We start from the raw sequence: 22,288 nt of genomic DNA, 5'->3' as shown, positions 1-22,288 counted from the left end.
GTCGTCGATCACGTTGACGTCGAGCGTTGCATTGGCGGTGGTGCCGTTGTCGTCAATGACGGTGACGGCGAACTGCTCAGGCAGGTTGTTCGCACCGTTGGCATTTGGATGGGCTTCGTTGTCGACCAGGGTGTAGCTGTAACTGACGACACCGGTGGTGGCATTGAAACCGGTGATGGTCAGGGTGCTGCCCAGCGGTGTAGTGACCGATTGCGGGAACCCGGCGGCGACGCCATTGGTGACCACGGCGATTCCACCGACAGTCAGGGTAGTGACGCCGTCCAGTGCGGTGATGGTGAACGTACCGCTTTGGGTCAACGCGGTGGAGTCCGGGGCGCTGCCGTCACTGAGATTTTTTTCGTAGACGGTGAGCTCGCCACCATTCACATCAAGACCGTTGATGATCACCGGATCGTCGTTGTTGTGGATCTGCAGCACCAGGTTCGCGGTACTGGTATCGCCGTCCGAATCGGTAATCGTATAGGCGAAAGTTTCGGTGCCGTTGCCGCCGCCGTGCAGATTTTTGAAGTCGGCGTCAGTGGTGTTCAGCGTGTAGGTGTAGGTGCCGTCGGTGTGCAGTTCGAGGGTGCCGTAGGTACCGGTGAAAGTGCCGGCGGTGACGGGGCCGGTGGGTACGCGGTCGGCGCCTTGTACGTCGTTGGTCAGCACGTTGCCGGTCAGCGTGAGCGTGGTTTCCGAGGCCGTGCCGGTGTTGCTGTCATCGAGCGCTTTGGGCAGATCGTCGATCACGTTGACGTCGAGGGTTGCGTTGGCGGTGGTGCCGTTGTCATCCACCACGGTGACGGCAAACTGCTCAGGCAGGTTGTTCGCACCGTTGGCATTTGGATGGGATTCGTTGTCGACCAAGGTGTAGCTGTAGCTGACGACCCCGGTGGTGGCGTTGAAACCGGTGATGGTCAGGGTGCTGCCCAGCGGCGTAGTGACCGATTGCGGGAAACCGGCGGCGACGCCATTGGTGACAACCGCAATGCCGCCAACGGTCAGGGTAGTGACGCCGTCCAGTGCAGTGATGGTGAACGTACCGTTCTGGGTCAACGCGGTGGAATCTGGCGCGCTACCGTCACTGAGGTTTTTTTCGTAAACGGTGAGCTCACCGCCATTCACATCCAGGCCGTTGATGATCACCGGATCGTCGTTGTTGTGGATCTGCAGCACCAGGTTCGCAGTGCTGGTATCGCCGTCCGAATCGGTAATCGTATAGGCGAAAGTTTCGGTGCCATTGCCGCCGCCGTGCAGATTTTTGAAGTCGGCGTCGGTGGTGTTCAGCGTGTAGGTGTAGGTGCCGTCGGTGTGCAGTTCGAGGGTGCCGTAGGTGCCGGTGAAAGTGCCGGCGGTCACGGGGCCGGTGGGTACGCGGTCAGCACCTTGAACGTCGTTGGTCAGGACGTTGCCGGTGAGGGTCAGCAACGTCTCTGAAGCAATACCGTTGCTGTCGTCCACCGCTCGTGGCACGTCATCGGTGATATTGACGTCGAGGGTACCGGTGGCGGTGTCGCCATTGCTGTCGCCGGCAATGACGGTGAACTGCTCGCTGAGCGTATTCGCGCCGTCGCCGGCCGAATGCGTTTCGTTGCCGTTGAGCGTGTAGCTGTAGGTCACTGTGCCGGTGGCCGGGTTGTAACCGGTGATGGTCAGGGTGCTGCCCAATTGCGTGGTGACCGACTGCGGAAAACCGATCGGCACACCGCCCACGATGACGCTGATGCCGCCGATGCTCAGACTGGTCAAACCGTCTGGCGCATTGACGGTGAAGCTGCCGCTCTGGGTCAGCGCACCATTGTTGTTGGCCGAACCATCGGGCAGGTTGGCCTCGTTGACCGTCAGTTCGCCACCCTGCACATCAAGACCGGTGAGGGTGACCGGATTGTTTACGGGCGGGGGTGGTACAACGATCGGCGCGGCGTTGTCATTACCGTTGTCGATGACTGCGTTGTGCCGCTCTTCGGGAAATTCGGGGATGCCGTTGAACCCGGCGGTCGGAAAGCCGATGACCGGATCAACCCGCCCGCCGACTTCAGTCAGCAGCACAAAGCTGTGGCCGCCGCCCACCGCGCCTGGCACGCCGGTCGGAGCATTCGGCCCCGCAGCGGTCGCTTCCGCGGCTTTGGTCGGATCTTCACCGGCGGCGATGGCTTTCTGGATCTGTTCGACATCGGTCAGTTGCGCTTCGCTGGGCGTCAGCGCTTCAGGGGAATCGACATGCACGGCCTGATTGGCCAGCAGTTGCCCGGACATGGTCATACTGCTGTCGCGGCCCAGGGTCAACTCGTGGCCATTTTGCAGATGAACGGCGACGGCGCCTTCTGCTCCGGTGATCACTTGATCGCCGGCATACAGACGATCACCTTCGACCAGGGCGCGGCGCGTGCCGTCGGTGCCCTGCGCAAAAACCTGACCAATGACTTTAGTGACGATCCCGATGAGCGTTGCCATGTGAATTTCCTCCGCTGCCGACCACCGTCGGCACTGGTTCGCGAAGCAGCCCATGGCTCAATCGGGTTGCCGGGGTGACGCTCGCACCTCGACAGTTCGTTTCGCAGGTTGCGCAAACAAGGAAACTTCAGTGCTTTCAGGCACTTCGGATTCCTGATCGATGCAGCAGGCCCACTAACGCTACGTAACGGTGGTGAATCACCCGAGCGACAAAAATCTGTCACTCATCTACCGCTACGCGTCCCTCCCCTTCAGCATTACTTCGCCGTATGTCGCAAAGTGAATGGAACTTTCCTCAAGCCTTTCCGTGCTCCCTAAAGCGCATTAAACAAAGGCTTTCGCCATGAACAATGTGCCGGTTTTTGCCAAGCGCATAAGTTTTTTTCGGCATAAGCCTTATGAAAATTTTTTCTTAGCTACGCTTCAGGATGTTCTTAGCTCTGTTGTTACAAGAGTGAAACGCTTGCCCCTCAAAATATCGTCAAATATTTGGCGACAGTAACGCACCATCAGGACCAGGGAGATGCACCCCATGCGCGTTTTAACCCCCCTCTGCAGCGCGGTTTTACTGGCCATGGCTTGCACGTCCCAAGCCCAGGCCATGAACCTGACAGAAGCGATCCAAAGCACCATCGCCACCCACCCGGAACTCGCCTCGCGGGTGGACGCCAAGCTGTCGGCCGATGAACAAGTGAAAGTGGCCAAGGGTGGCTTCTATCCGTCCGTCGATCTGAATGCCGCCTACGGGCGCGGTTACAGCGACAACACCACGACCCGTTCGCTGGGTAACCACCACACCTCGATTCTCAATTACACCCAGTCCGAGTTGCGGCTGCGGCAAATGATCTTCGACGGCTTCAACACCGCCAACGAGGTCGAGCGCACCAAGGGCGTGTCCAATTCGCGCGCCTACTACGCGCAAGGCACTGCACAGGATCTGGCCCTGCGCACCATTGAGGTCTACCTCGAAGTGCTCAAGCGGCGCGAACTGGTGACCCTGGCCAAGAACAACCTGCAAGCGCACTTGCGCGTCAACGATCAGATCGGCTTGCGCACCGAGCGTGGCATTGGCAGCACCGCCGACTCCGACCAGTCGGTCGCCCGTAAGGCGCTGGCGCAAAACAACCTCAACACCGCCGAAGTCGATCTGGCCGACGCCGAATCGAACTTCTACGCCGTGGTCGGGCGCATGCCCGATGAACTTGAAGCGCCACCGTCGACCCGCGGCGAATTGCCCGCCAGCCTGCCGGAAGCCCAGCAGAGCATGGTCGAGAACAACCCGTACCTGAAATCCGCCCAGGCGGACGTACAGTCGGCCGAGAGCCAGTACGAAGTCGCCAAGTCGCCGTTCTACCCACGTTTCGATGCCGAAGCGGCGGTGGGCGCGAACAACAACGTGCAGGGCGATGAAGGCCACGACAACGAATGGCGCGTGGGCGTGATCATGAACTACAACCTGTTCCGTGGCGGCAGCGACAAGGCCCGTCTGGCGTCCGATGCGCACCAGATCAACCAGGCAATGGACATCCGCAACAACGCCCTGCGTCAGCTGAACGAGAACATTCACCTGGCCTGGAACGCCATGGTCAACGCGAAGAAACAGACCCCGACCGCCCGCGAATACGCCGAAACCACCAAACGTGTGCGCGCGGCCTATCAGGATCAGTTCGGCCTCGGCCAACGCACCCTGCTCGACTTGCTCGACAGTGAAAACGAGCTCTACAACGCCAACCGCCGCTACACCGAAATCCGCTACACCGAGGAATATTCGATGTACCGCGTGCTGGCGAACATGGGCCAGTTGCTGAGCAAGCAACGGGTGGTGCTGCCGGCCGATGCGATTGCGGCAACCGAAGTCAAAAACGAAGCACGCCTGCCTGAACTGAAATGAGGTAAACCCCTGTAGGAGCTGCCGCAGGCTGCGATCTTTTGATCTTGATTCTGTTTTTGATTCCAAGAACACAAAATCAAAAGATCGTCCGATCGCGGCCCGAGCTTTCGGCAGCTCCTACAGGGGTGACGTGTCGATAGCCAGGCCCGTTCAACAGAGGCGATCAATATGACCAGCATGGAACCCGGCCACTCCGGGGTCGATCCGCGGCTGAGCTTCGATGATCCGTTACTCGACGGTCTGTTGATTCTCTGCAAACTCCACGGCGCGATCGTCAGTCGCGCCAGCCTGAGTGCCGGGCTGCCCCTGAACAAGCAACGCCTGAGCCTGGACCTGCTGCCCCGTGCCGCCGCCCGGGCCGGTTTGCAGGCGCGCTTGCTGCGGCGTGAACTGAAAGACATCTCCGCACTGAATCTGCCGATTCTGCTGTTGCTCAAGGACGGACGCACCGCAGTGCTGCGGCGTTTCGCCGACGACGGCAAGGCGCTGATCCTGCCCAGCGAAGCCGATGGCGGCGAGCAATGGGTCAGCCGTGAAGAGCTGGCCGAACACTACAGCGGCCAGGCCCTGTTCGCCCGTCCGCGCCACGAACTCGAAGACTTGCGTTCACCGCTGGTGCCGCGGGTCCACGCCTGGTTTCGCGACACCCTCAAGCTGTCGAAATGGCTGTACAGCGACGCGATCCTCGCCAGTTTCCTGATCAACCTGCTGGGCCTGATGGTGCCACTGTTCGTCATGCAGACCTACGACCGCGTGGTGCCCAATCAGGCCACTTCGACCCTGTGGGTGTTGGCCATCGGCCTGCTGATCGGCACCGGTTTCGAGCTGGTACTACGGGTAGTGCGCGCGCACTTGCTCGACACCGCTGGCAAGAAAACCGACGTGATCCTTTCCGCGACGTTATTTGAACGCATCACCGGCATGGCCATGAAAGCGCGGCCAGCGACCATCGGCGGTTTCGCCCAAAGCATTCACGACTTTCAGGGGCTGCGTGAATTCCTCACCGCTGTGACCCTGACCAGCCTGATCGACCTGCCCTTCGTGGTGTTGATGCTGGTGGTGATCGGTCTGCTCGGCGGCTGGCTGGTAGTGATTCCGTTGCTGGCGTTTCCGATCACGATCATGTTTGCCCTGGCGATTCAGGTGCGCCTGCGCGACACCGTGCAAAAAAGCCTGAGCCTTGGCGCCGAACGCCAAGCGCTGCTGATCGAAACCCTCGGCGGCCTGGAAACCCTCAAGGCCTGCAGCGCCGAAAGCGAACGTCAGCACAAATGGGAAAGCACCCACGGTGCCCTCACCCGCCTCGACAGCCATGCGCGCAACCTCTCGGCGCTGGCGACCAACGGCACGCTGTTCATCCAGCAGTTTTCCGGGATGGCGACGATTGTCGCCGGGGTCTACAGCATCATCGCCGGCAACCTCAGCGTCGGTGCGCTGGTCGCCAGCTACATGCTCGGCAGCCGCGTGCTCGCGCCGCTGGGGCAGATTGCCGGCCTGATCACCCGTTACCAGCAAGCGCAACTGACCATGAAAAGCACCGACGCGCTGATGGGCCTGCCTCAGGAGCGCGACGGCAAGCAGCGGCCACTGGAGCGCACGCAACTGCAAGGCGCGCTGGACGTCAGCGGCGTGACCTTTCACTACAACGGCCAGAACGCGCCGGCGCTGAGCAACATCAGCTTCAGCATGAAACCCGGCGAGCGAATCGGCATCATCGGCCGCAGCGGCTCGGGCAAAAGCACTCTGGCGCGATTGGTAATGGGTTTCTATGAACCGGAAGAAGGCCAGTTGCTGCTCGACGGTCTCGACCTGCGACAACTGGATGTCGCCGACCTGCGCCAGCAGATCGGTTACGTCGCCCACGACCTTCCCCTGCTGGCCGGCAGCCTGCGCGACAACCTGACCCTCGGCGCACGTTACATCAGCGATTCGCGCATGCTCGAAGTCGCCGAACTGACCGGCGTCACCGAACTGGCACGCCAGCATCCGCAAGGTTTCGACCGGCCGGTGGGCGAGCGCGGGCAATTGCTCTCCGGCGGCCAACGCCAGGCCGTGCTGCTGGCCCGGGCGCTGCTGCTCGACCCGCCGATCATGCTGCTCGACGAACCCACCAGCGCCATGGACAACAGCAGCGAAGACGTGCTGCGCCAGAAGCTCCACGGCTGGGTGCAAGGCAAGACGTTGCTGCTGGTCACCCACCGCACCTCGATGCTGAGTCTGGTGGACCGGCTGGTGGTGCTGGACAACGGCCGGGTCGTCGCTGACGGTCCGAAAGAAGCGGTCATCGATGCACTGCGCAAGGGCCGTGTCGGCTCGGCGGCGGTCTAGATGCGTTGCCAATACACCACCTGTGGCGAGGGAGCTTGCTCCCGCTGGGTTGCGCAGCAGCCCCAAAGTTTTTGTGGGCGCTGCGCCCCCAAGCGGGAGCAAGCTCCCTCGCCACAGGTTCGCGTTGACTTGGTTTGTCTTGATTGAGAGGTATCGCCGCATGTCCGCTTCATCTTCGAAAGAACGCGGCTACTTCGACAGTTTCGGCAAAAGCGCCGAAGCCGAATTCATGCCGGAAACCGCTGGCGCTTCGTTGCAGGATTCGCCGCGCTGGTCGCGGATCACCGTGTGGCTGGCGGCGGCGCTGCTGATCAGCGCGCTGGTCTGGGCCAAGTTTGCGGTGCTCGAAGAAGTGACCATGGGCGAAGGCAAGGCGATTCCGTCGAGCAAGGTCCAGGTGATCCAGAACCTTGAGGGCGGCATCGTCACCGAGATTTTTGTGCGTGAAGGGCAGATGGTGAACAAGGGCGACAAGCTGTTGCGCCTGGATGACACGCGCTTCCTGTCGAACAAGGGTGAGAGCGAGGCCGACCGTTACGCCCTGACCGCGCAAGTCGAACGCCTCTCCGCCGAAGCCGAGGGGCGCCCGTTCAAGCTGTCTGACGAGGTGATCGCCAAGGCGCCACAGGTCGCCGAAGACGAGCGGGCGCTGTACGACCAGCGCCAACGGCGGCTGGCCAGTGAGCAACGTACCCTCACCGAACAGTTGCGGCAGAAGACTCAGGAGCTGGCGGAGTTCCGCTCCAAACAAGGCCAGTTCAGCTCCAGTCTGGCGCTGCTGCAGCAAGAGATGAACATGTCGGCGCCACTGGTTGGCACTGGCGCGGTATCACCGGTGGAAATCCTGCGGCTCAAGCGCAGCGCCGTGGAAATTCGCGGTTCGCTGAACGCGACAACCCTGGCGATCCCCCGCGCCGAATCGGCAATCAACGAAATCAAGAGCAAGATCGACGAATCGGAACAGACCTTCCGCTCCGACGCCGCCAAGGATCTCAATCAGAAGCGCACCGACCTGTCGAAAATCACCGCCTCGAGCATCGCCATCGACGACCGCGTCAGCCGTACCACCGTGACCTCACCGGTGCACGGGGTGATCAAGCAGCTCAAGGTCAACACCATCGGCGGCGTGGTGCAGCCGGGCAGCGACATGGTCGAAATCGTCCCGCTGGAAGACAACCTGCTGATCGAAGCCAAGGTCCGGCCGCAAGACGTCGCGTTCCTGCACCCGGGCCAGAAAGCCATGGTCAAGTTCAGCGCCTATGACTACACGATCTACGGTGGACTGAGCGCGAAACTGGAGCTGATCGGCGCCGACACGATTACCGATGACAAGGGCAACAGCTTCTACCTGATTCAGGTGCGCACCGATAAAAACCATTTGGGCGGGGATGCGAAACCGCTGCTGATCATCCCGGGGATGGTGGCGACGGTGGACATTATTACCGGGGAGAAAAGTGTGCTGGATTACCTGCTCAAACCGGTGCTCAAAGCCCGGACCGAGGCGATGCGCGAAAGGTAAATCTCGCCGTAACCTGCGTCGACTGAACAATTGCAATCGCGAGCAGGCTCACTCCTGCATTTGGAATGCGTTCCCCTGTAGGAGTGAGCCTGCTCGCGATAGCGCCAGCCCAAACGACTCTTATCTATCGCCATGATTACGCAGGAAAGTCTCCTCCCCCATCGCCGCAATCTGCCCCTCGATCAACGCTTCGAAAGGCTTCAACAACGGCGCAAACGTCGTCGGTGCTTCAAGGGTTTCCAGCGCCTGCACAATCGCCTCAATCGTCGACAACGCCCCCGGCCCCGGTGCCTTGCGCAGCCGATACCGCGACACCCCACCCTCGGCCAGCGTCACCCGCGGCAAAGCTGCCAGCAGCGGATTGAGATGGAGCATCTTGCGTGCCTTGCGCCAGGTGCCGTCCGGGACCACCAACAGCAGCGGTTCATCAGATTGGGTGTAAGCCTGCATCGGCTGCGCATCGTCGGCGGGAAACAGCAAGCGCACCCGATACCCCGGTCGGTTGAGCAGTGCCGGCAGGTCCTCGAACACTTCACCCACAACCAATTCGGCATTGGTCAAACCCAACGCCGCCAAGCGCGCCGTGTTCAACGCATGATTGACCTCGCTCGGATGCTGCAACAGCAACACCCGGGTGCGGCTGTCGAGGCGCGGGATCAGCGGGCACAGGCAATGGGTTTGTGGGCGCAGGCAGCGCGGGCATTGGGGTCTGGACATATTCTTAAGCCTGATTGAGCTGTGCTTTAAGCAGATCACGGAAAGTCTGGATCAGCGGCTCGCGGCTGCGACCCCGGCGCATGATCATCGAGAACGGCGCCTGATAACCGAAGGTCGCCGGCAGCAACACGCGCAAGTCGCCCTTGTCGGCCCATGCCTGGGCGTAATGCTCCGGCAGGTAACCGATGTAGGCGCCGGACAGCACCAGAATCAGCTGCGCTTCCATACTTTCCACGGTCGCCGCGCTGTGCTTGAAACCGTGACGCGCCAGTTCCGCCTGACTCCAGTAACCACGGCCGACCATGCGTTGCTGGGTGATGACCTGTTCGGGAATCCGCCGCTCGTTGAACAGCGGGTGCCGGCTGCTGCAATACAGCCAGTGCTGCTCACGGTACAGCGGCATGTAGACCAGACCGCTCATGCGCGTGGAGAACGCACCGATGGCCAGATCGAGACGGTTGTCCTGCACGCCGAGTTGCAGTTCGTACGGGCTCATCACCGACAAATGCAAATGCACCGCCGGGTGTTCCTGACTGTAGGCGCCGATGGCTTCGGCGAACGGCAACGCCTTGTCGCTGACGGTGGAGTCGATCACCCCGAGGTTGAGCGTGCCGCGCAGTTCGCCCTTGAGCGCGGCGGCGTATTGCTCGAAGCCTTCAAGCTCGGCCAGCAGACGCAGGGTTTCCTGATGGAACAGTTCACCCTTGCTGGTCAGGCTGAACCCGCCCCGCCCGCGATGGCACAGCACCAGACCCAGCGCCGCTTCGAGCTGGCTCATGTAAGTGCTGATCGCCGAGGTCGACAGGTTGAGCTCCTGCTGCGCATTGGCGAAGCCCTGATGCCGGACCACGCTGACGAAGATGCGCAATAGTTTCAGGTCGGGTAAAGCGTTGGCCATAAGGAGTCCAAACATCATCCAATGTAGGAGCTGCCGAAGGCTGCGATCTTTTGATCCTGATCTTGAAAAAGATCAAAAGATCGCAGCCTTCGGCAGCTCCTACAGGGGGTTCATCGATGGCAAAGAGTCTATCCCGGGCCTCACCATTAGTTTAGAAAAATCTGAACTAAGTTTTTGCCCGTAGCGATTCTTCCGCCCCACTACATTTCGCATCATCGGCTCCACAGCGGCGCCCGAACCTGTGCTGAACGGCGCGCCGACATAAATAAAACAAAGACGATGAGGCCCTACCCGTGGACAAGATTCTTCACCAACCACTGGGCGGCAACGAAATGCCGCGCTTCGGCGGCATCGCCACCATGCTCCGACTCCCCCATGTACCGACCGCTGCCGGCCTGGACGCTGCCTTCGTTGGCGTGCCTCTGGACATCGGTACTTCGCTGCGCCCCGGCACCCGCTTCGGGCCACGCGACATCCGCACCGAATCGGTGATGATTCGCCCGTACAACATGGCCACCGGCGCCGCCCCGTTCGACTCGCTGTCGGTGGCCGACATCGGTGACGTGGCGATCAACACCTTCAACCTGCTCGACGCCGTGCGCATCATCGAAGAAGCCTACGACAACATCCTCGAGCACAACGTGATCCCGATGACCCTGGGTGGCGACCACACCATCACCCTGCCGATCCTGCGGGCGATTCACAAGAAGCACGGCAAGGTCGGTCTGGTGCACATCGATGCCCACGCCGACGTCAACGATCACATGTTCGGCGAGAAGATCGCCCACGGCACCACCTTCCGTCGCGCCGTCGAAGAAGGTCTTCTGGACTGCGACCGCGTGGTGCAGATTGGTCTGCGCGCGCAGGGTTACACCGCTGACGACTTCAACTGGAGCCGCGATCAGGGTTTCCGCGTAGTGCAGGCCGAAGAGTGCTGGCACAAATCGCTGGCGCCGCTGATGGCCGAAGTGCGCGAGAAAGTCGGTGGCGGTCCGGTGTACCTGAGCTTCGACATCGACGGCATCGACCCGGCTTGGGCGCCTGGCACCGGCACCCCGGAAATCGGTGGTCTGACGACCATTCAGGCAATTGAAATCGTTCGCGGCTGCCAGGGCCTCGACCTGATCGGTTGCGATCTGGTAGAAGTCTCGCCCGCTTATGACACCACCGGCAACACCTCGCTGCTGGCCGCCAACCTGCTGTACGAAATGCTCTGCGTACTGCCTGGTGTGGTCCATCGCTGAGGGTTCGGCCATGAACGAACGTGATCAGGTCTTGAAAGCCGCCGCCGAACTGGTGTCCGCCTTCGCCCGCAACGATCGCGAGGCTTACTTCGGCGCGTTCAGCGCCGATGCGAGCTTCGTGTTCTACACCCTCGAACAGCCCCTGCTGTCGCGCGACGCCTATCAGGCCTTGTGGGACAGCTGGCGCGCCGAGGATGGCTTTGAAGTGCTGTCGTGCACTTCGAGCAACGCCTTCGTCAGCCTGCAAGGTGACGTGGCGGTGTTTATCCATGACGTGGCCACCGAGCTGCGCATGCAAGGGGAGCAACACTTCAGCCAGGAGCGCGAGACGATTGTTTTCCGCAAACAAGCGTCGAGCCTAGAACAACAAGGCCATTGGCTGGCCTGCCACGAACATTTGTCCGCAATGCCGGAAGGGCTGCCACCCCCTTAGCCAAACAGGTGACGCCTCACGCACGATGAGGCGCGCCTTTATGATCGGAGCAGATCATGAATAACAACAACAACGACCAAAGCCTTACGCAGATTGAAACCCACGGGGTCGAGCAGATCCCGGACCACGAACGCACCGCAGGCCCGACGGACTTGTTCCGGATGATCTTCGGGGGTTCGAACACCTTTGCCACCGCCGTGCTCGGCAGTTTCCCGGTGCTGTTCGGCCTGTCGTTTCAGGCTGGTGTCTGGGCGATTGTGTCGGGCGTGCTGCTGGGCTCGCTGATCCTCGCACCGATGGGCCTGTTCGGCCCGCTCAACGGCACCAACAATGCCGTGTCGTCCGGCGCACACTTCGGCGTGCACGGGCGGATCGTCGGTTCGTTCCTGTCGCTGTTGACCGCTATCGCGTTTTTCTCGCTCTCGGTGTGGAGTTCGGGCGATGCGCTGATCGGTGGTGCGAAACGCCTGATCGGCCTGCCGGAAACCGACCTGACCCTGGGCCTGGCCTACGGTCTGTTCGCGATTCTGGTGCTGACCGTGTGCATCTACGGCTTCCGCTTTTTGCTGTGGGTGAACAAGATCGCGGTGTGGAGCGCCAGCCTGTTGTTCCTGCTGGGCATCTTCGCCTTCGCCGGTCCTTTCGATGTGAACTACGCCGGCACCGTAAACCTCGGTCAGCCAGGCTTTTGGGCCGCGTTCATCGGCGCCGCGCTGGTCGCGATGAGCAACCCGATCTCCTTCGGCGCGTTCCTCGGCGACTGGTCGCGCTACATCCCGCGTGACACCTCCAAGCAACGGATCATGGCGGCGGTGGTGCTGTCGCAGATCGCCACGTTCATCCCGTTCCTGTTCGGCCTGACCACCGCGACCATCGTCGCGATCAAGGCGCCGGACTACATCGCGGCGAACAATTATGTGGGCGGTCTGCTGGCGGTATCGCCGAGCTGGTTCTTCCTGCCGGTGTGCCTGATTGCGGTGATCGGCGGCATGTCCACCGGCACCACCTCGCTGTATGGCACCGGGCTGGACATGTCCAGCGTGTTCCCGCGGGTGCTGTCGCGGGTCAAGGCGACGCTGCTGATCGGCGTGCTGTCGATTGCCTTCATCTTCATCGGGCGCTTTGCGGCGAACCTGGTGCAGAGCGTGTCGACATTCGCCGTGCTGATCATCACCTGCACCACGCCATGGATGGTGATCATGATCATCGGCCTGCTGGTGCGTCGCGGCTTCTATTGCCCGGATGACCTGCAAGTGTTCACCCGTGGCGAACAGGGCGGACGCTACTGGTTCAACCACGGCTGGAACTGGCGTGGCCTGGGTGCATGGATCCCGAGCGCGGCGGTCGGCCTGTGCTTCGTCAACCTGCCGGGGCAATTCGTCGGCCCGCTGGGCGAGATGGCCGGTGGCATCGACATCAGCTTGCCGGTGACGCTGGGCCTGGCTTCGGTGGTGTACCTGACGCTGCTGAGCCTGTTCCCGGAACCGCGGGAAGTGTTCGGCCCCAAGGATGCCCGCAGCCAGGGCGCGGCAGCGCCAGCTAAATCGGCACTGCGCCAGGCTGCCTGATCGATACAGATATTGTGCTGAAGACACTTGTGGCGAGGGGGCTTGCCCCCGTTCGACTGCGCAGCAGTCGCAATACAGGCAACCGGTTTTAACTGAACAACCGAGCTGTCAGGTTTTGGGGCCGCTTTGCGACCCAACGGGGGCAAGCCCCCTCGCCACAGTGAAGTGCTCCAGGACACAAATGATTTTGGCCTCAACATAAAAAAGACAATCGGAGACACGCCATCATGGCTTTGGATTTATTCGTCGTCCTCATCTACGCCGCCGGCATGCTCTTGCTCGGCTACTTCGGCATGCGCAAAGCCAAGACCAACGAGGACTTTCTGGTCGCCGGGCGTAACCTGGGCCCGAGCCTGTACATGGGCACCATGGCCGCGACCGTACTCGGCGGCGCGTCCACTGTCGGCACCGTACGTCTGGGCTACGTGCACGGCATCTCCGGTTTCTGGCTGTGCGCGGCACTCGGTTGCGGCATCGTCGCGCTGAACCTGTTCCTCGCCAAACCGCTGCTGAAACTGAAGATCTACACCGTTACCCAGGTCCTGGAAAAACGCTACAACCCGATGGCCCGCTCGGCGAGCGCGGCGATCATGCTGGCCTATGCACTGATGATCGGCGTGACCTCGATCCTGGCGATCGGCACCGTGCTGCAAGTGCTGTTCGGGCTGCCGTTCTGGATCTCGGTGCTGCTCGGCGGTGGCGTGGTGGTGATCTACTCGGCCATCGGCGGCATGTGGTCGCTGACCCTGACCGACATCGTCCAGTTCATCATCAAGACCGTCGGCCTGATGTTCATCCTGCTGCCGATCTGCCTGTACCGCGTCGGCGGTTGGGACGAACTGGTGCTGAAACTGCCGGCGACCGCCTTCAGCTTCACCACCATCGGCTGGGACACGATCATCACCTACTTCATGATCTACTTCTTCGGCATCCTGATCGGTCAGGACATCTGGCAACGGGTGTTCACCGTCAAGACCGCCAAAGTCGCCCAGTACGCCGGCAGCATCGCGGGCATCTACTGCATCCTCTACGGTCTGGCCTGCGCGCTGATCGGCATGGCCGCGCACGTGCTGATCCCGGATCTGGACAACGTCAACAACGCCTTCGCCGCCATCGTCAAACTGTCGCTGCCGGACGGCATCCGCGGTCTGGTGATCGCTGCGGCACTGGCCGCGATGATGTCCACTGCCAGTGCCGGCCTGCTCGCGGCGGCCACCACCCTGACTGAAGACCTGCTGCCGAAACTGCGTGGCGGCAAACAGTCGAGCCTGGGCGTCAACCGCCTGTTCACCCTGCTGACCGGTGTCGTGGTGCTGGGTATCGCCCTGGTGGTGAATGACGTGATCAGTGCCCTGACGCTGGCGTACAACCTGTTGGTGGGCGGCATGCTGGTCCCGCTGATCGGTGCGATCTTCTGGAAACGCGCGACCACCGCCGGCGCCATCGCCAGCATGGGCCTGGGTTTCGCCACCGCGCTGCTGTTCATGTTCAAGGACGGTCTGGATGCGAACACGCCGATCTACTACAGCCTGGCTGTGGGCCTGGTGAGTTTTGTGGTGGTCAGTCTGGTCTCCCCTCGCCCGGCAACCGTGGCGAGTGCGATCTAAGCTTTGATGTAACGGCTTGATGCTTTCTTCGACGGGTGTGGCGTCGGTTGCCACACCCGTTTTTTTCGTCTGAAGGAAAGTGCTGATGAAGATTGTTTCTCGCGATCAATGGTTCGAAGTACAAAACCTCAGCGATGGCATCCGGCTGATTCATGAGCCGTACATCCGCCCGTTCTATCGCTGTAACCTTTGGCACGTTCAGGGCCGCGACAAAGACCTGTTGCTGGACAGCGGCTCGGGGCTGGTCAGCCTGCGCGAGCAGTTGCCGTGGATCACCGAGCGGCCGCTGGTGGCGGTGGCCAGTCATTGCCACTTCGACCACATCGCCGGGCATCACGAATTCGCCGAACGTCTGGTGCATCGCGCCGAGGCCGACATCCTCGCCGCGCCAGATGGCGAGAACGACTTGAGCCGTGCCTTCGTCGGCGACGACATGTTCGAGGCGCATCCGGACTGCCCGCTGTGCTACGCCGAATACCGGGTCAAGGCTGCGCCGGCCACCGGTTTTGTCGAGGATGGCGACGTGCTGGATCTGGGCAACCGCACCCTGCAAGTGCTGCACACGCCGGGGCATTCGCCAGGCGGTATCAGCCTGTATGAAGCAGCCACCGAAACGTTGTTCAGCGGCGACATCATCTACGACGGACCGCTGATCGAAGACGCCTACCACTCCAACCTGCAAGATTACGCCGCCAGTCTGCGGCGTTTGCAGACGTTGCCGATCCGCACCGTGCACGGTGGGCATTTCGGCAGTTTCTCCGGCGGGCATTTGCGCTCGATGATTGACCAATGGTTGCGCGGGCACGCGTAAGGCCTGCTGTACTCAAGCCAGCCTCCACCCTCAGAACGATCTGCCATGAGAAGAACTGCCGTGCGCGCTGCGGTGCACCGATACATTCGGCGCCTGCTGGAATCCCGCGAATTCAACGACAACACCAGCCTGGTGCAATTAGGGCTGGAGAAAGCGGATATCGAGGATCTGATCTTCCATCTGGAAGATGAATTCGGACTGACGGCGTTTACCGCCGAAGAGGATCACATGCTCAAGAACGCCAGGACGGCGAATGATTTGAGCCGGTTTTTGATTGCGATCGGGCGGCACTGAAAGCAAAAGATCGCAGCCTTCGGCAGCTCCTACACCATTATCTGTAGGAGCTGCCGAAGGCTGCGATCTCTTGATCTATTAATCGAGCACTACCGCCGACGAGGCTGGCGCCGGCGCTGTTCGTCATCGGTGCGGATCGGAACAGGTTGCAGAGGCGGTTCGATCAAGCCGAGGGCAACACCCAAATCGTGCAGCCAGTTCTGAATTTTCTCTTTCATCGTCATGCCCCCTTCAGGGTAGTGCTGAGCGGCCGGAATTCTGAGGCCGCTTCGTACTGATAATAGTCCGAAGTCCTACGCAATGCTCGGCCAAATCCGCAATGATCTGTTACTGAATTGAACAGAATTCGGATCGGTTGGTTCACGCGGTCTGCCGGTTTTCATTCGATGCCACGGGATAGAGCGCTTGCTGCTGTTCAATCCAGGCATTGAGGTTGGCCCCGACCATGCCCTTGCGCCACATGAGCCACGTTGTCGCACTGGCAAACGGTTCGGCCAACGGGTGCACCGCGACGCTTTCGCGGCCCGGCAGGCTGGCGAGCATCGACTCCGACATGAGCGCCACGCCGCTGCCGGCAATCACGCAGGCAAGCATGCCTTGATAGGACTCGATCTCCATCGCCCGGCCCATCGCCGCCTGATAATGGACAAACCACGCCTCCAGCCGTGCACGGTAGGCGCAGCCATGGCGGAAAGTGAACACCGCCCTGCCCTCGACCTCCTTGGCGCTGCGGATTGGCGGATGATCGGCCTCGCTGATCAGCACCAGACGCTCATCGCACAACGGCACGCCGTCGATGCCCGCCAGTTGTGGCGGACCGTCCACCAGCGCTGCATCGAGGCGCCCGGACACCAGGCCTTCGAGCAACTCGCCGCTGGGGCCCGATTGCACTTGCAGGTTCACCGCCGGGTATTGCTTGTGATAGCGCGCCAACAACGCCGGCAAATGGATCGCCGCCGTGCTGTACAGCGTACCGAGGACAAAATCCCCGGCCGGTTGCCCGCCCATCACCGCGGCACTGGCCTGATCGCGCAGGGCGAACAGTTTGCCGGTGTAGTCCAACAGGACTTTTCCCGCAGGCGACAGCTGCAACCGCTGACGCTCGCGGACGAACAGTTCGACGCCCAATTGCTCTTCCAGTTGCTTGAGCCGGGTCGACAAGTTTGACGGCACCCGGTGCAGGCGCTCGGCGGCGCGGGTGATCGACCCCTCTTCTGCCACCGCTTGAAAGATCCGCAATTGGCTGAACTCCACAACACCTTCTCCATAACAGAACAAGTTGCTCACTATTATTCAATTTTAAAGAAAGTCAATCGGTTCTAGCCTGACGGTCATTGCTCCTTCAAAGGAACCCAGACCATGTCACCGCTGATTCGCTTATCCGCCTGTTTCGTCGCCCTGATGATGGCCATGGGCATCGGACGTTTCGCCCTCACCCCGCAAATGCCGCACCTGCTCAGCGAGGGCCAGGTCGACCTGACCGCCGCCGGTCTGATTGCGGCGGCCAACTACCTCGGCTACCTGCTGGGCGCGGTGGACGCGATGTTCGCCCATCGTCCGCAGCAAGTGCAGCGGCGCTTGTATGGTGGCTTGTGGTTGTGTGTGTTGCTGACCCTGGCGTCGTTCTGGGCCAACGGCTTCTGGGCGCATCTGCTGCTGCGCTTCGGCACCGGGGTGGCGAGCGCCTGGGTGCTGGTGATGATCACCGCGCTGAGTCTGCCACTGGCGGCTGCGGCGGGTCGACCACGGTTGGGCGCGCTGGTATTTGCCGGACCGGGGCTGGGGATTTTTCTGACAGGGTTGCTGGCGCTGGTCTCACATCTGCTGCAGCAGACGTCTGCCACGCTGTGGCTGATCTATGCCGGCGTGGCGTTGCTGATGTTGCTGGGGATCGTGCGGATCCTGCCGCAACCGGGTGTCCATACACCGGTCGCCACCCTCAATGTCAGCCCCTCGAATCGCGGCATCCCGCGACTGGCGGCGGTGTATGCGCTGTATGGCGTGGGTTACATCATCCCGGCCACGTTCCTCTCGCAAATGGCCAATGCGCAGTTTCACGGGCAATGGCAGGCCGATCTGTTCTGGCCGTGCTTCGGCCTTGGCGCGGCCATTGGCGTGTTGCTGGTGAGCCTGCGTCGCCACGACCCGAACACCACACGGCACTGGCTGACAGCCACCTTGTGGTTGCAGGCGCTCGGGGTCTTCGCCTGTCTGCTGGGCAGCGGTTATGGCCTGGCGCTGGGGGTTATTTTGTGCGGCATGCCGTTCCTGGCCTGCATGCAACTGGTGATGCAACGTTCGCGGGAGCTGGCGCCCCACACCACCCAGCGCAACGCTGGCCTGCTGACCGCCTGCTTCGCCGTCGGCCAGCTCAGCGGCCCGTTACTGGCGGCGCTGAGCAGCCATTTCAGCGGCGGCCTGCAACCAGCCCTGGTGATCGCCGGCAGCGGTTTGCTGATTGCCGGCGGGTTGGCCCTGCAATCGTCTACTGCTGGCCGAGCACTTTGCGCAAACGCCGACGCACCCACTGCTCAGCGCTGACAAAGGTGATGCCGAGCAACACCAGCACGGCGCCGATGACGAAATTCACGCTCAGTTGTTCACCGAGCAACACCACGCCGAAAGTGACGCCGAACAACGGCGTCATGAACGAAAACACCGCCAGGTTGGCCGCCAGGTAACGGCGCAGCAGCCAGAACCAGGTCAGGTAACTGAAGAACGACACCACCAGCCCCTGAAACAACACGCTGGCGACCGCCACGGTGGTCAGGCTGATGTGGGTGATCTGGCCGCTGAACAACGCGATCAACAGCAGTCCGACGAAGCCGACGAGCAACTGATAGAACAGGGTCAACGTCACCGGTGCTTCCGACAGTCGCGAGGCGCGCACCACCACGGTGGTCGCGCCCCAGCAGGCCCCGGCCAGCACACCGAAAGCGTCGCCCAGCAGCATGCGCCGGTCGAGGTTGTCCCACGACACGCCGCCGGCAAAGGCAATGGCGATGCCGATGAAGGCGAGGAAGATCCCCAGCCACTGCACTGGCCGCAACCGCTCGCTGGCCAGCAGAAAATGCACACCGAGCGCGGTGAAAATCGGCGCGGTGTAGAGGAACACCGACATGTGCGCGGCGGTGGTCAGCTGCAGGCCTTCGGCGATGAAGAAGAACTCCAGACCGAACAACGCACCAGCCAGCAATCCGCCGCGCCAGGTGCTGCCCACCTGATCCCAGCCGCCCTTCCAGCACAGCAGCAGGCCGACCAGCAACGCGGAAATCCCCGAACGCCCGGCGGCCTGCATCACCGGCGCGATGTCCGGCGCGGCCCATTTGATCATCACTTGCTGCACGCCCCAGATCACGCACAGCCCGATCATCACCTGCAAAGCAAAACCGTCGGCATTGCGCCGCTCGACACTCATTGCAACACCCCGAGCACACACAACATGGCAGCCATCCAATGGTCAAAGATCTGTGTCGGGGATTATCAATCAGCCGGGCAGAAAAAGCCGTCTGGAAAAGACATTTAGTTTGTCTGTTGCGTCAGCGGTGAATGGCCGTCGGCAACGCCGCCATTTGCGAGCAGGCTCGCACACAATGGACCGCATTCCCTCTGTAGGAGTGAGCCTGCTCGCGATGACATCGGTTCAATCAAAATTCTTTATGATCTGACCTCACAACCGCTTCGCCACCAGAAAGCCAACCGTGCAGGCAACGGCAGTGGCAAACGTGCCCCACGCCCAATCCATCACCGTTACCTGCACCGACCAGCCGCGCAACGTCGCCCAATTGGTCAGGTCATACGTGCCATACGCCACCAGCCCCAGCAAAGCACCCCGCTTCGCGGCCCACTGCAAATTGGCCGCCGGCAACACCACAAACAGCACACAGCCGAAAACGTACAGGCAATAAAAAACCGCTGCCGGCAACAGCAGCGGTTTTTCGAGCATCAGCGAACCGAGCAGTTCGCGATAGGTCGGCGCCATCAATACGCCGAGCCAGATGCCGTCGAGCAACAGAAACGCCAGCAGGGTGGCGATGTAAGCTATCAGCGCTTTCTTCATTGGCGAATCCTCATGCAGGAGCTGCCGCAGGCTGCGATCTTTTTGCCTTTGGAAGATCAAAAGATCGCAGCCTGCGGCAGCGTCTACATGGGGCCGGCGGTCACTCAGGTTAGTTCAATGCGATCCGCATGAATGACGATCTTGCCTTCCTTGTACAACGAACCGATGGCCTTCTTGAAGTTGCCCTTGCTGACGCCGAACAGGCTGCTGATCAGCGCCGGATCGCTCTTGTCGCTGACGGCCAGAGAACCGTTGCTTTCGCGCAATCTGGCGAGAATCTTCGAACTCAGGCTGCTGGCCGCTTCCTGACCCACCGGTTGCAGGCTGAGGCTGATCTTGCCGTCGGCGCGCACTTCCTTGATGAAGCCCTTCTCGCGCATGCCGGAACGCATGAACTTGAAGATTTCGTTCTTGTGGATCAAGCCCCAGTGCTTGTTGTTGATGATCGCCTTGAAACCCATGTCAGTGGCTTCGGCAACCAGCAGATCAACTTCCTGGCCGGCACTGTAGTTGGCCGGGGTCTTGTCGAGGTAGCGATCCAGCCGCGCGGTGGCGGTGATGCGACGTGTGTGTTTGTCGAGATAGACGTGCACCACGCAGTATTCGCCCGCGGTCATCTGACGTTTTTCTTCGGAGTACGGCAGCAACAGATCTTTCGGCAGACCCCAATCGAGGAACACACCGATGCTGTTGACTTCAACTACTTTCAGACTCGCAAATTCACCGACCTGAACTTTTGGTTTTTCAGTGGTCGCGAGAAGTTTGTCTTCGCTGTCCAGATAAATAAATACGTTGAGCCAGTCTTCATCTTCGCTGGGAATATCTTTAGGGATATAACGGTTGGGCAAAAGAATTTCGCCGTCGGCACCGCCATCCAGATATAAACCGAAGTTAGTGTGTTTAACCACTTGCAAACTGTTGTAACGCCCGACTAAAGCCATTTTCCAAAACCCTCATTGCGTGGCGGCATTCTACCCGGTTTTGCCCGTCTCGTTCGCTGGCGGAGCACCCTGCTCGAGAAAATCGCCAGGACGCCTTGATTTTCCTTGGTTTGGCGCGGGCGGCTCGCCATTCGTCTGGCCAACGCGAAGCCTGCTGCGCCGTTTCACTCAGGATATTTTCACTAATGACGAATAAACGTTCTTATTTAAAACAGTAGCTTAGGGGGCTATTTCGAATAATTAGTCGAGAATAATCCACCCACGCGCTCAGTTATTCCGGGGGATATTTATCAAGCAATTGTCAAGTTATTCCTGTACGATGCCTGGCCGAGTTACTTTTCTACAGGTTAATGGCCGCCATGCGTGTAAAAGCATCCACCAGCAAAGCAAAGCCAGCTCCAGCCGTTGAAACCAGCGAATCGATCAACGATCAGATCGCAGCGTTCCTCAAGTCCGGCGGCGAAATCCAGCAAATTGCCAAAGGCGTCAGCGGCCAGACGTTCGGCCCGTCCAAGCAGATCAGCCTGGGCAAGAAGTAATACCCGGTAATACACCCGTCCTGAGACGCTTTGAGCTTCGAAGCGTCTGGACTGGCACCCGCACCACTCCCCTTCTGTTTAATTAATCCGCAAAAATCGACGAACGGCCATCGACAACGATGATTCGCCGGTATCCTTTCACGCGTCTAGATCAAGCGTTTCAGCAGGCTCGACGCCCTGCGCTCGCTGCTCATGGAGTGACGCATGCGCAAATTTTCCTGTTTATTGCTTGTAGGCCTGCTGGCCTGCTCATCCGCGCACGCGCAGATTTTCCAGCGCGAGCTCGGCGACTTCGACCTCAAACTCGGTACCACCCCCAGCCGCAGCATGGCCCAAGGGCTGGTCAAGCCTTCGGCGGCCGGCTCCTTCCATGGCGGCCTCGACCTCAGTCACGACAGTGGTCTGTATGTGGGCCAGTACGCGCCAAGCATGGGTCTCACGCCGGGCAAGAACCTCGAAATCGACTCTTACGTCGGCTTTAAGCAACCTTTCGATCAGACCCTCGGCTACGAAGTCGGGATGATCCACTACAGCTATCCCAAAGTGGACACCCTCGACAGCCAGGAACTGTTCGGCGGCCTGACCCTGCTCGGTAGCCGCTTCGGCGTAGCCTTCAGCAATGACCCGGACAAACAGAACAACACCCTGTTCGCCGACCTTGGCGGCAATCAGCCGTTCGGCATCGGGATCAGCATGAAATACACCACTCATCAGTTGAATTCGCCGGTCTCGGTGGACGGTGGCTACGTCAGCAGTTTTACCGATTGGTCGGTGAAATTTTCCCGACCGTTCATGGGCGTCGACCTTGACCTGATCTACAGCAACTCCAACCTCAGCGGTAGTGATTGCTCGGCCTACTCGGGCCACAACAGTGAATGCGACGGACTGGTCACGCTCAAGGCCGAGCGCGCATTCTATTGATTGGCTGAACTGCCGGGAGCCTCCTGCGTTCACATGAGAATCAGACGCCAGGCCTTGCAAGGA

Annotated in this window: 20 protein-coding genes; 12 read left to right on the top strand and 8 right to left on the bottom strand. The window is 60.8% G+C overall.

Annotated elements, in window-relative coordinates; all coding sequences use genetic code 11:
• The coding region (locus NN484_RS03825; RefSeq protein ID WP_274658605.1) for a retention module-containing protein at positions 1–2,454 on the bottom strand (2,454 nt) is incomplete at its 3' end.
• Positions 2,455–2,986: 532 nt separating this feature from the next.
• On the opposite strand from NN484_RS03825, the gene NN484_RS03820 reads away from it, so the two are divergent.
• The 3 genes from NN484_RS03820 (at position 2,987) to NN484_RS03810 (ending at position 8,192) form a co-directional block, all read left to right on the top strand.
• On the top strand, positions 2,987–4,345 hold the full coding sequence (locus NN484_RS03820; protein ID WP_274658604.1) for a TolC family outer membrane protein: 1,359 nt from the start codon (positions 2,987–2,989) through the stop codon (positions 4,343–4,345).
• Positions 4,346–4,513: 168 nt separating this feature from the next.
• Positions 4,514–6,673 carry a type I secretion system permease/ATPase gene (locus tag NN484_RS03815; RefSeq protein WP_127649818.1) on the top strand — a complete coding sequence of 720 codons (2,160 nt, stop codon included), beginning with the start codon at positions 4,514–4,516 and terminating at the stop codon, positions 6,671–6,673.
• Positions 6,674–6,833: 160 nt separating this feature from the next.
• Positions 6,834–8,192 (top strand): HlyD family type I secretion periplasmic adaptor subunit, encoded by a 1,359-nt coding sequence (locus NN484_RS03810; protein ID WP_127649821.1) that lies wholly within the window; start codon positions 6,834–6,836, stop codon positions 8,190–8,192.
• Positions 8,193–8,312: 120 nt separating this feature from the next.
• On the opposite strand, the gene NN484_RS03805 is transcribed toward NN484_RS03810, so the two are convergent.
• Both NN484_RS03805 and NN484_RS03800 read right to left on the bottom strand, forming a co-directional pair.
• Complete coding sequence (locus NN484_RS03805; protein ID WP_127649817.1) at positions 8,313–8,909, bottom strand: tRNA-uridine aminocarboxypropyltransferase; 597 nt, start codon at positions 8,907–8,909, stop codon at positions 8,313–8,315.
• Between the two features lie 4 nt (positions 8,910–8,913).
• On the bottom strand, positions 8,914–9,807 hold the full coding sequence (locus NN484_RS03800) for a LysR family transcriptional regulator (RefSeq protein ID WP_007956593.1): 894 nt from the start codon (positions 9,805–9,807) through the stop codon (positions 8,914–8,916).
• A 293-nt stretch (positions 9,808–10,100) separates the two neighbouring features.
• Here NN484_RS03800 and speB point away from each other — a divergent pair, with 293 nt between their 5' ends.
• The 6 genes from speB to NN484_RS03770 all read left to right on the top strand — a co-directional run bounded on the left by speB (position 10,101) and on the right by NN484_RS03770 (position 15,764).
• Positions 10,101–11,051: an agmatinase gene (gene speB, locus NN484_RS03795; RefSeq protein ID WP_003222717.1), complete on the top strand. Its 951-nt coding sequence runs from the start codon at positions 10,101–10,103 to the stop codon at positions 11,049–11,051.
• A 10-nt stretch (positions 11,052–11,061) separates the two neighbouring features.
• Positions 11,062–11,484 (top strand): YybH family protein, encoded by a 423-nt coding sequence (locus NN484_RS03790; protein WP_274658603.1) that lies wholly within the window; start codon positions 11,062–11,064, stop codon positions 11,482–11,484.
• Positions 11,485–11,540: 56 nt separating this feature from the next.
• Positions 11,541–13,052, top strand: coding sequence for a purine-cytosine permease family protein (locus NN484_RS03785; RefSeq protein WP_274658602.1), 1,512 nt, complete (start codon positions 11,541–11,543; stop codon positions 13,050–13,052).
• 227 nt (positions 13,053–13,279) lie between these two features.
• Positions 13,280–14,659: a sodium:solute symporter family protein gene (locus NN484_RS03780; RefSeq protein ID WP_274658601.1), complete on the top strand. Its 1,380-nt coding sequence runs from the start codon at positions 13,280–13,282 to the stop codon at positions 14,657–14,659.
• Between the two features lie 85 nt (positions 14,660–14,744).
• The gene (locus tag NN484_RS03775; protein WP_274658600.1) at positions 14,745–15,470 is read left to right on the top strand and encodes an MBL fold metallo-hydrolase; all 726 of its coding nucleotides are present in this window, start codon (positions 14,745–14,747) and stop codon (positions 15,468–15,470) included.
• 45 nt (positions 15,471–15,515) lie between these two features.
• Positions 15,516–15,764 carry an acyl carrier protein gene (locus NN484_RS03770; RefSeq protein WP_215501608.1) on the top strand — a complete coding sequence of 83 codons (249 nt, stop codon included), beginning with the start codon at positions 15,516–15,518 and terminating at the stop codon, positions 15,762–15,764.
• Positions 15,765–15,853: 89 nt separating this feature from the next.
• Here NN484_RS03770 and NN484_RS03765 read toward each other — a convergent pair whose 3' ends face one another.
• Both NN484_RS03765 and ptrR read right to left on the bottom strand, forming a co-directional pair.
• Complete coding sequence (locus NN484_RS03765) at positions 15,854–15,982, bottom strand: PA1414 family protein (protein WP_003184145.1); 129 nt, start codon at positions 15,980–15,982, stop codon at positions 15,854–15,856.
• 142 nt (positions 15,983–16,124) lie between these two features.
• Positions 16,125–17,018 (bottom strand): putrescine utilization regulator PtrR, encoded by an 894-nt coding sequence (ptrR, locus tag NN484_RS03760; protein ID WP_127649811.1) that lies wholly within the window; start codon positions 17,016–17,018, stop codon positions 16,125–16,127.
• 105 nt (positions 17,019–17,123) lie between these two features.
• On the opposite strand from ptrR, the gene NN484_RS03755 reads away from it, so the two are divergent.
• A complete protein-coding gene (locus NN484_RS03755) occupies positions 17,124–18,305 on the top strand; it encodes an MFS transporter (RefSeq protein WP_215501607.1) in 1,182 nt (393 codons plus the stop codon).
• On the opposite strand, the gene NN484_RS03750 is transcribed toward NN484_RS03755, so the two are convergent.
• The 3 genes from NN484_RS03750 to NN484_RS03740 form a co-directional block, all read right to left on the bottom strand.
• Positions 18,250–19,182, bottom strand: coding sequence for a DMT family transporter (locus tag NN484_RS03750; RefSeq protein WP_274658599.1), 933 nt, complete (start codon positions 19,180–19,182; stop codon positions 18,250–18,252). The genes NN484_RS03755 and NN484_RS03750 overlap by 56 nt on opposite strands.
• Positions 19,183–19,434: 252 nt before the next feature.
• Entirely contained in the window at positions 19,435–19,824 is a 390-nt protein-coding gene (locus NN484_RS03745; protein ID WP_215501605.1) for a DUF2177 family protein, read from the bottom strand.
• 104 nt (positions 19,825–19,928) lie between these two features.
• Complete coding sequence (locus NN484_RS03740; protein ID WP_127649807.1) at positions 19,929–20,765, bottom strand: CvfB family protein; 837 nt, start codon at positions 20,763–20,765, stop codon at positions 19,929–19,931.
• A gap of 350 nt (positions 20,766–21,115) precedes the next feature.
• On the opposite strand from NN484_RS03740, the gene NN484_RS03735 reads away from it, so the two are divergent.
• Together NN484_RS03735 and NN484_RS03730 are read left to right on the top strand one after the other, a co-directional pair.
• The gene (locus NN484_RS03735; RefSeq protein ID WP_016985943.1) at positions 21,116–21,304 is read left to right on the top strand and encodes a hypothetical protein; all 189 of its coding nucleotides are present in this window, start codon (positions 21,116–21,118) and stop codon (positions 21,302–21,304) included.
• A 204-nt stretch (positions 21,305–21,508) separates the two neighbouring features.
• Positions 21,509–22,225 (top strand): TorF family putative porin, encoded by a 717-nt coding sequence (locus NN484_RS03730; RefSeq protein WP_215501604.1) that lies wholly within the window; start codon positions 21,509–21,511, stop codon positions 22,223–22,225.
• Positions 22,226–22,288: the final 63 nt, after the last annotated feature.

Source organism: Pseudomonas serboccidentalis, assembly GCF_028830055.1.
Lineage (GTDB): Bacteria > Pseudomonadota > Gammaproteobacteria > Pseudomonadales > Pseudomonadaceae > Aquipseudomonas > Aquipseudomonas serboccidentalis.
Note: the sequence above shows the minus strand (reverse complement) of the source record. Positions and strands in the feature narration are given on the sequence as shown.

Bases quoted from the DNA above. Each gene is read 5' to 3' on its own strand.
- NN484_RS03820 (WP_274658604.1), top strand. From the start codon at position 2,987: ATGCGCGTTTTAACCCCCCTCTGCAGCGCGGTTTTACTGGCCATGGCT.
- NN484_RS03815 (WP_127649818.1), top strand. From the start codon at position 4,514: ATGACCAGCATGGAACCCGGCCACTCCGGGGTCGATCCGCGGCTGAGC.
- NN484_RS03810 (WP_127649821.1), top strand. From the start codon at position 6,834: ATGTCCGCTTCATCTTCGAAAGAACGCGGCTACTTCGACAGTTTCGGC.
- NN484_RS03805 (WP_127649817.1), bottom strand. From the start codon at position 8,909: ATGTCCAGACCCCAATGCCCGCGCTGCCTGCGCCCACAAACCCATTGC.
- NN484_RS03800 (WP_007956593.1), bottom strand. From the start codon at position 9,807: ATGGCCAACGCTTTACCCGACCTGAAACTATTGCGCATCTTCGTCAGC.
- NN484_RS03790 (WP_274658603.1), top strand. From the start codon at position 11,062: ATGAACGAACGTGATCAGGTCTTGAAAGCCGCCGCCGAACTGGTGTCC.
- NN484_RS03785 (WP_274658602.1), top strand. From the start codon at position 11,541: ATGAATAACAACAACAACGACCAAAGCCTTACGCAGATTGAAACCCAC.
- NN484_RS03780 (WP_274658601.1), top strand. From the start codon at position 13,280: ATGGCTTTGGATTTATTCGTCGTCCTCATCTACGCCGCCGGCATGCTC.
- NN484_RS03775 (WP_274658600.1), top strand. From the start codon at position 14,745: ATGAAGATTGTTTCTCGCGATCAATGGTTCGAAGTACAAAACCTCAGC.
- NN484_RS03770 (WP_215501608.1), top strand. From the start codon at position 15,516: ATGAGAAGAACTGCCGTGCGCGCTGCGGTGCACCGATACATTCGGCGC.
- NN484_RS03765 (WP_003184145.1), bottom strand. From the start codon at position 15,982: ATGAAAGAGAAAATTCAGAACTGGCTGCACGATTTGGGTGTTGCCCTC.
- NN484_RS03755 (WP_215501607.1), top strand. From the start codon at position 17,124: ATGTCACCGCTGATTCGCTTATCCGCCTGTTTCGTCGCCCTGATGATG.
- NN484_RS03750 (WP_274658599.1), bottom strand. From the start codon at position 19,182: ATGAGTGTCGAGCGGCGCAATGCCGACGGTTTTGCTTTGCAGGTGATG.
- NN484_RS03745 (WP_215501605.1), bottom strand. From the start codon at position 19,824: ATGAAGAAAGCGCTGATAGCTTACATCGCCACCCTGCTGGCGTTTCTG.
- NN484_RS03740 (WP_127649807.1), bottom strand. From the start codon at position 20,765: ATGGCTTTAGTCGGGCGTTACAACAGTTTGCAAGTGGTTAAACACACT.
- NN484_RS03735 (WP_016985943.1), top strand. From the start codon at position 21,116: ATGGCCGCCATGCGTGTAAAAGCATCCACCAGCAAAGCAAAGCCAGCT.
- NN484_RS03730 (WP_215501604.1), top strand. From the start codon at position 21,509: ATGCGCAAATTTTCCTGTTTATTGCTTGTAGGCCTGCTGGCCTGCTCA.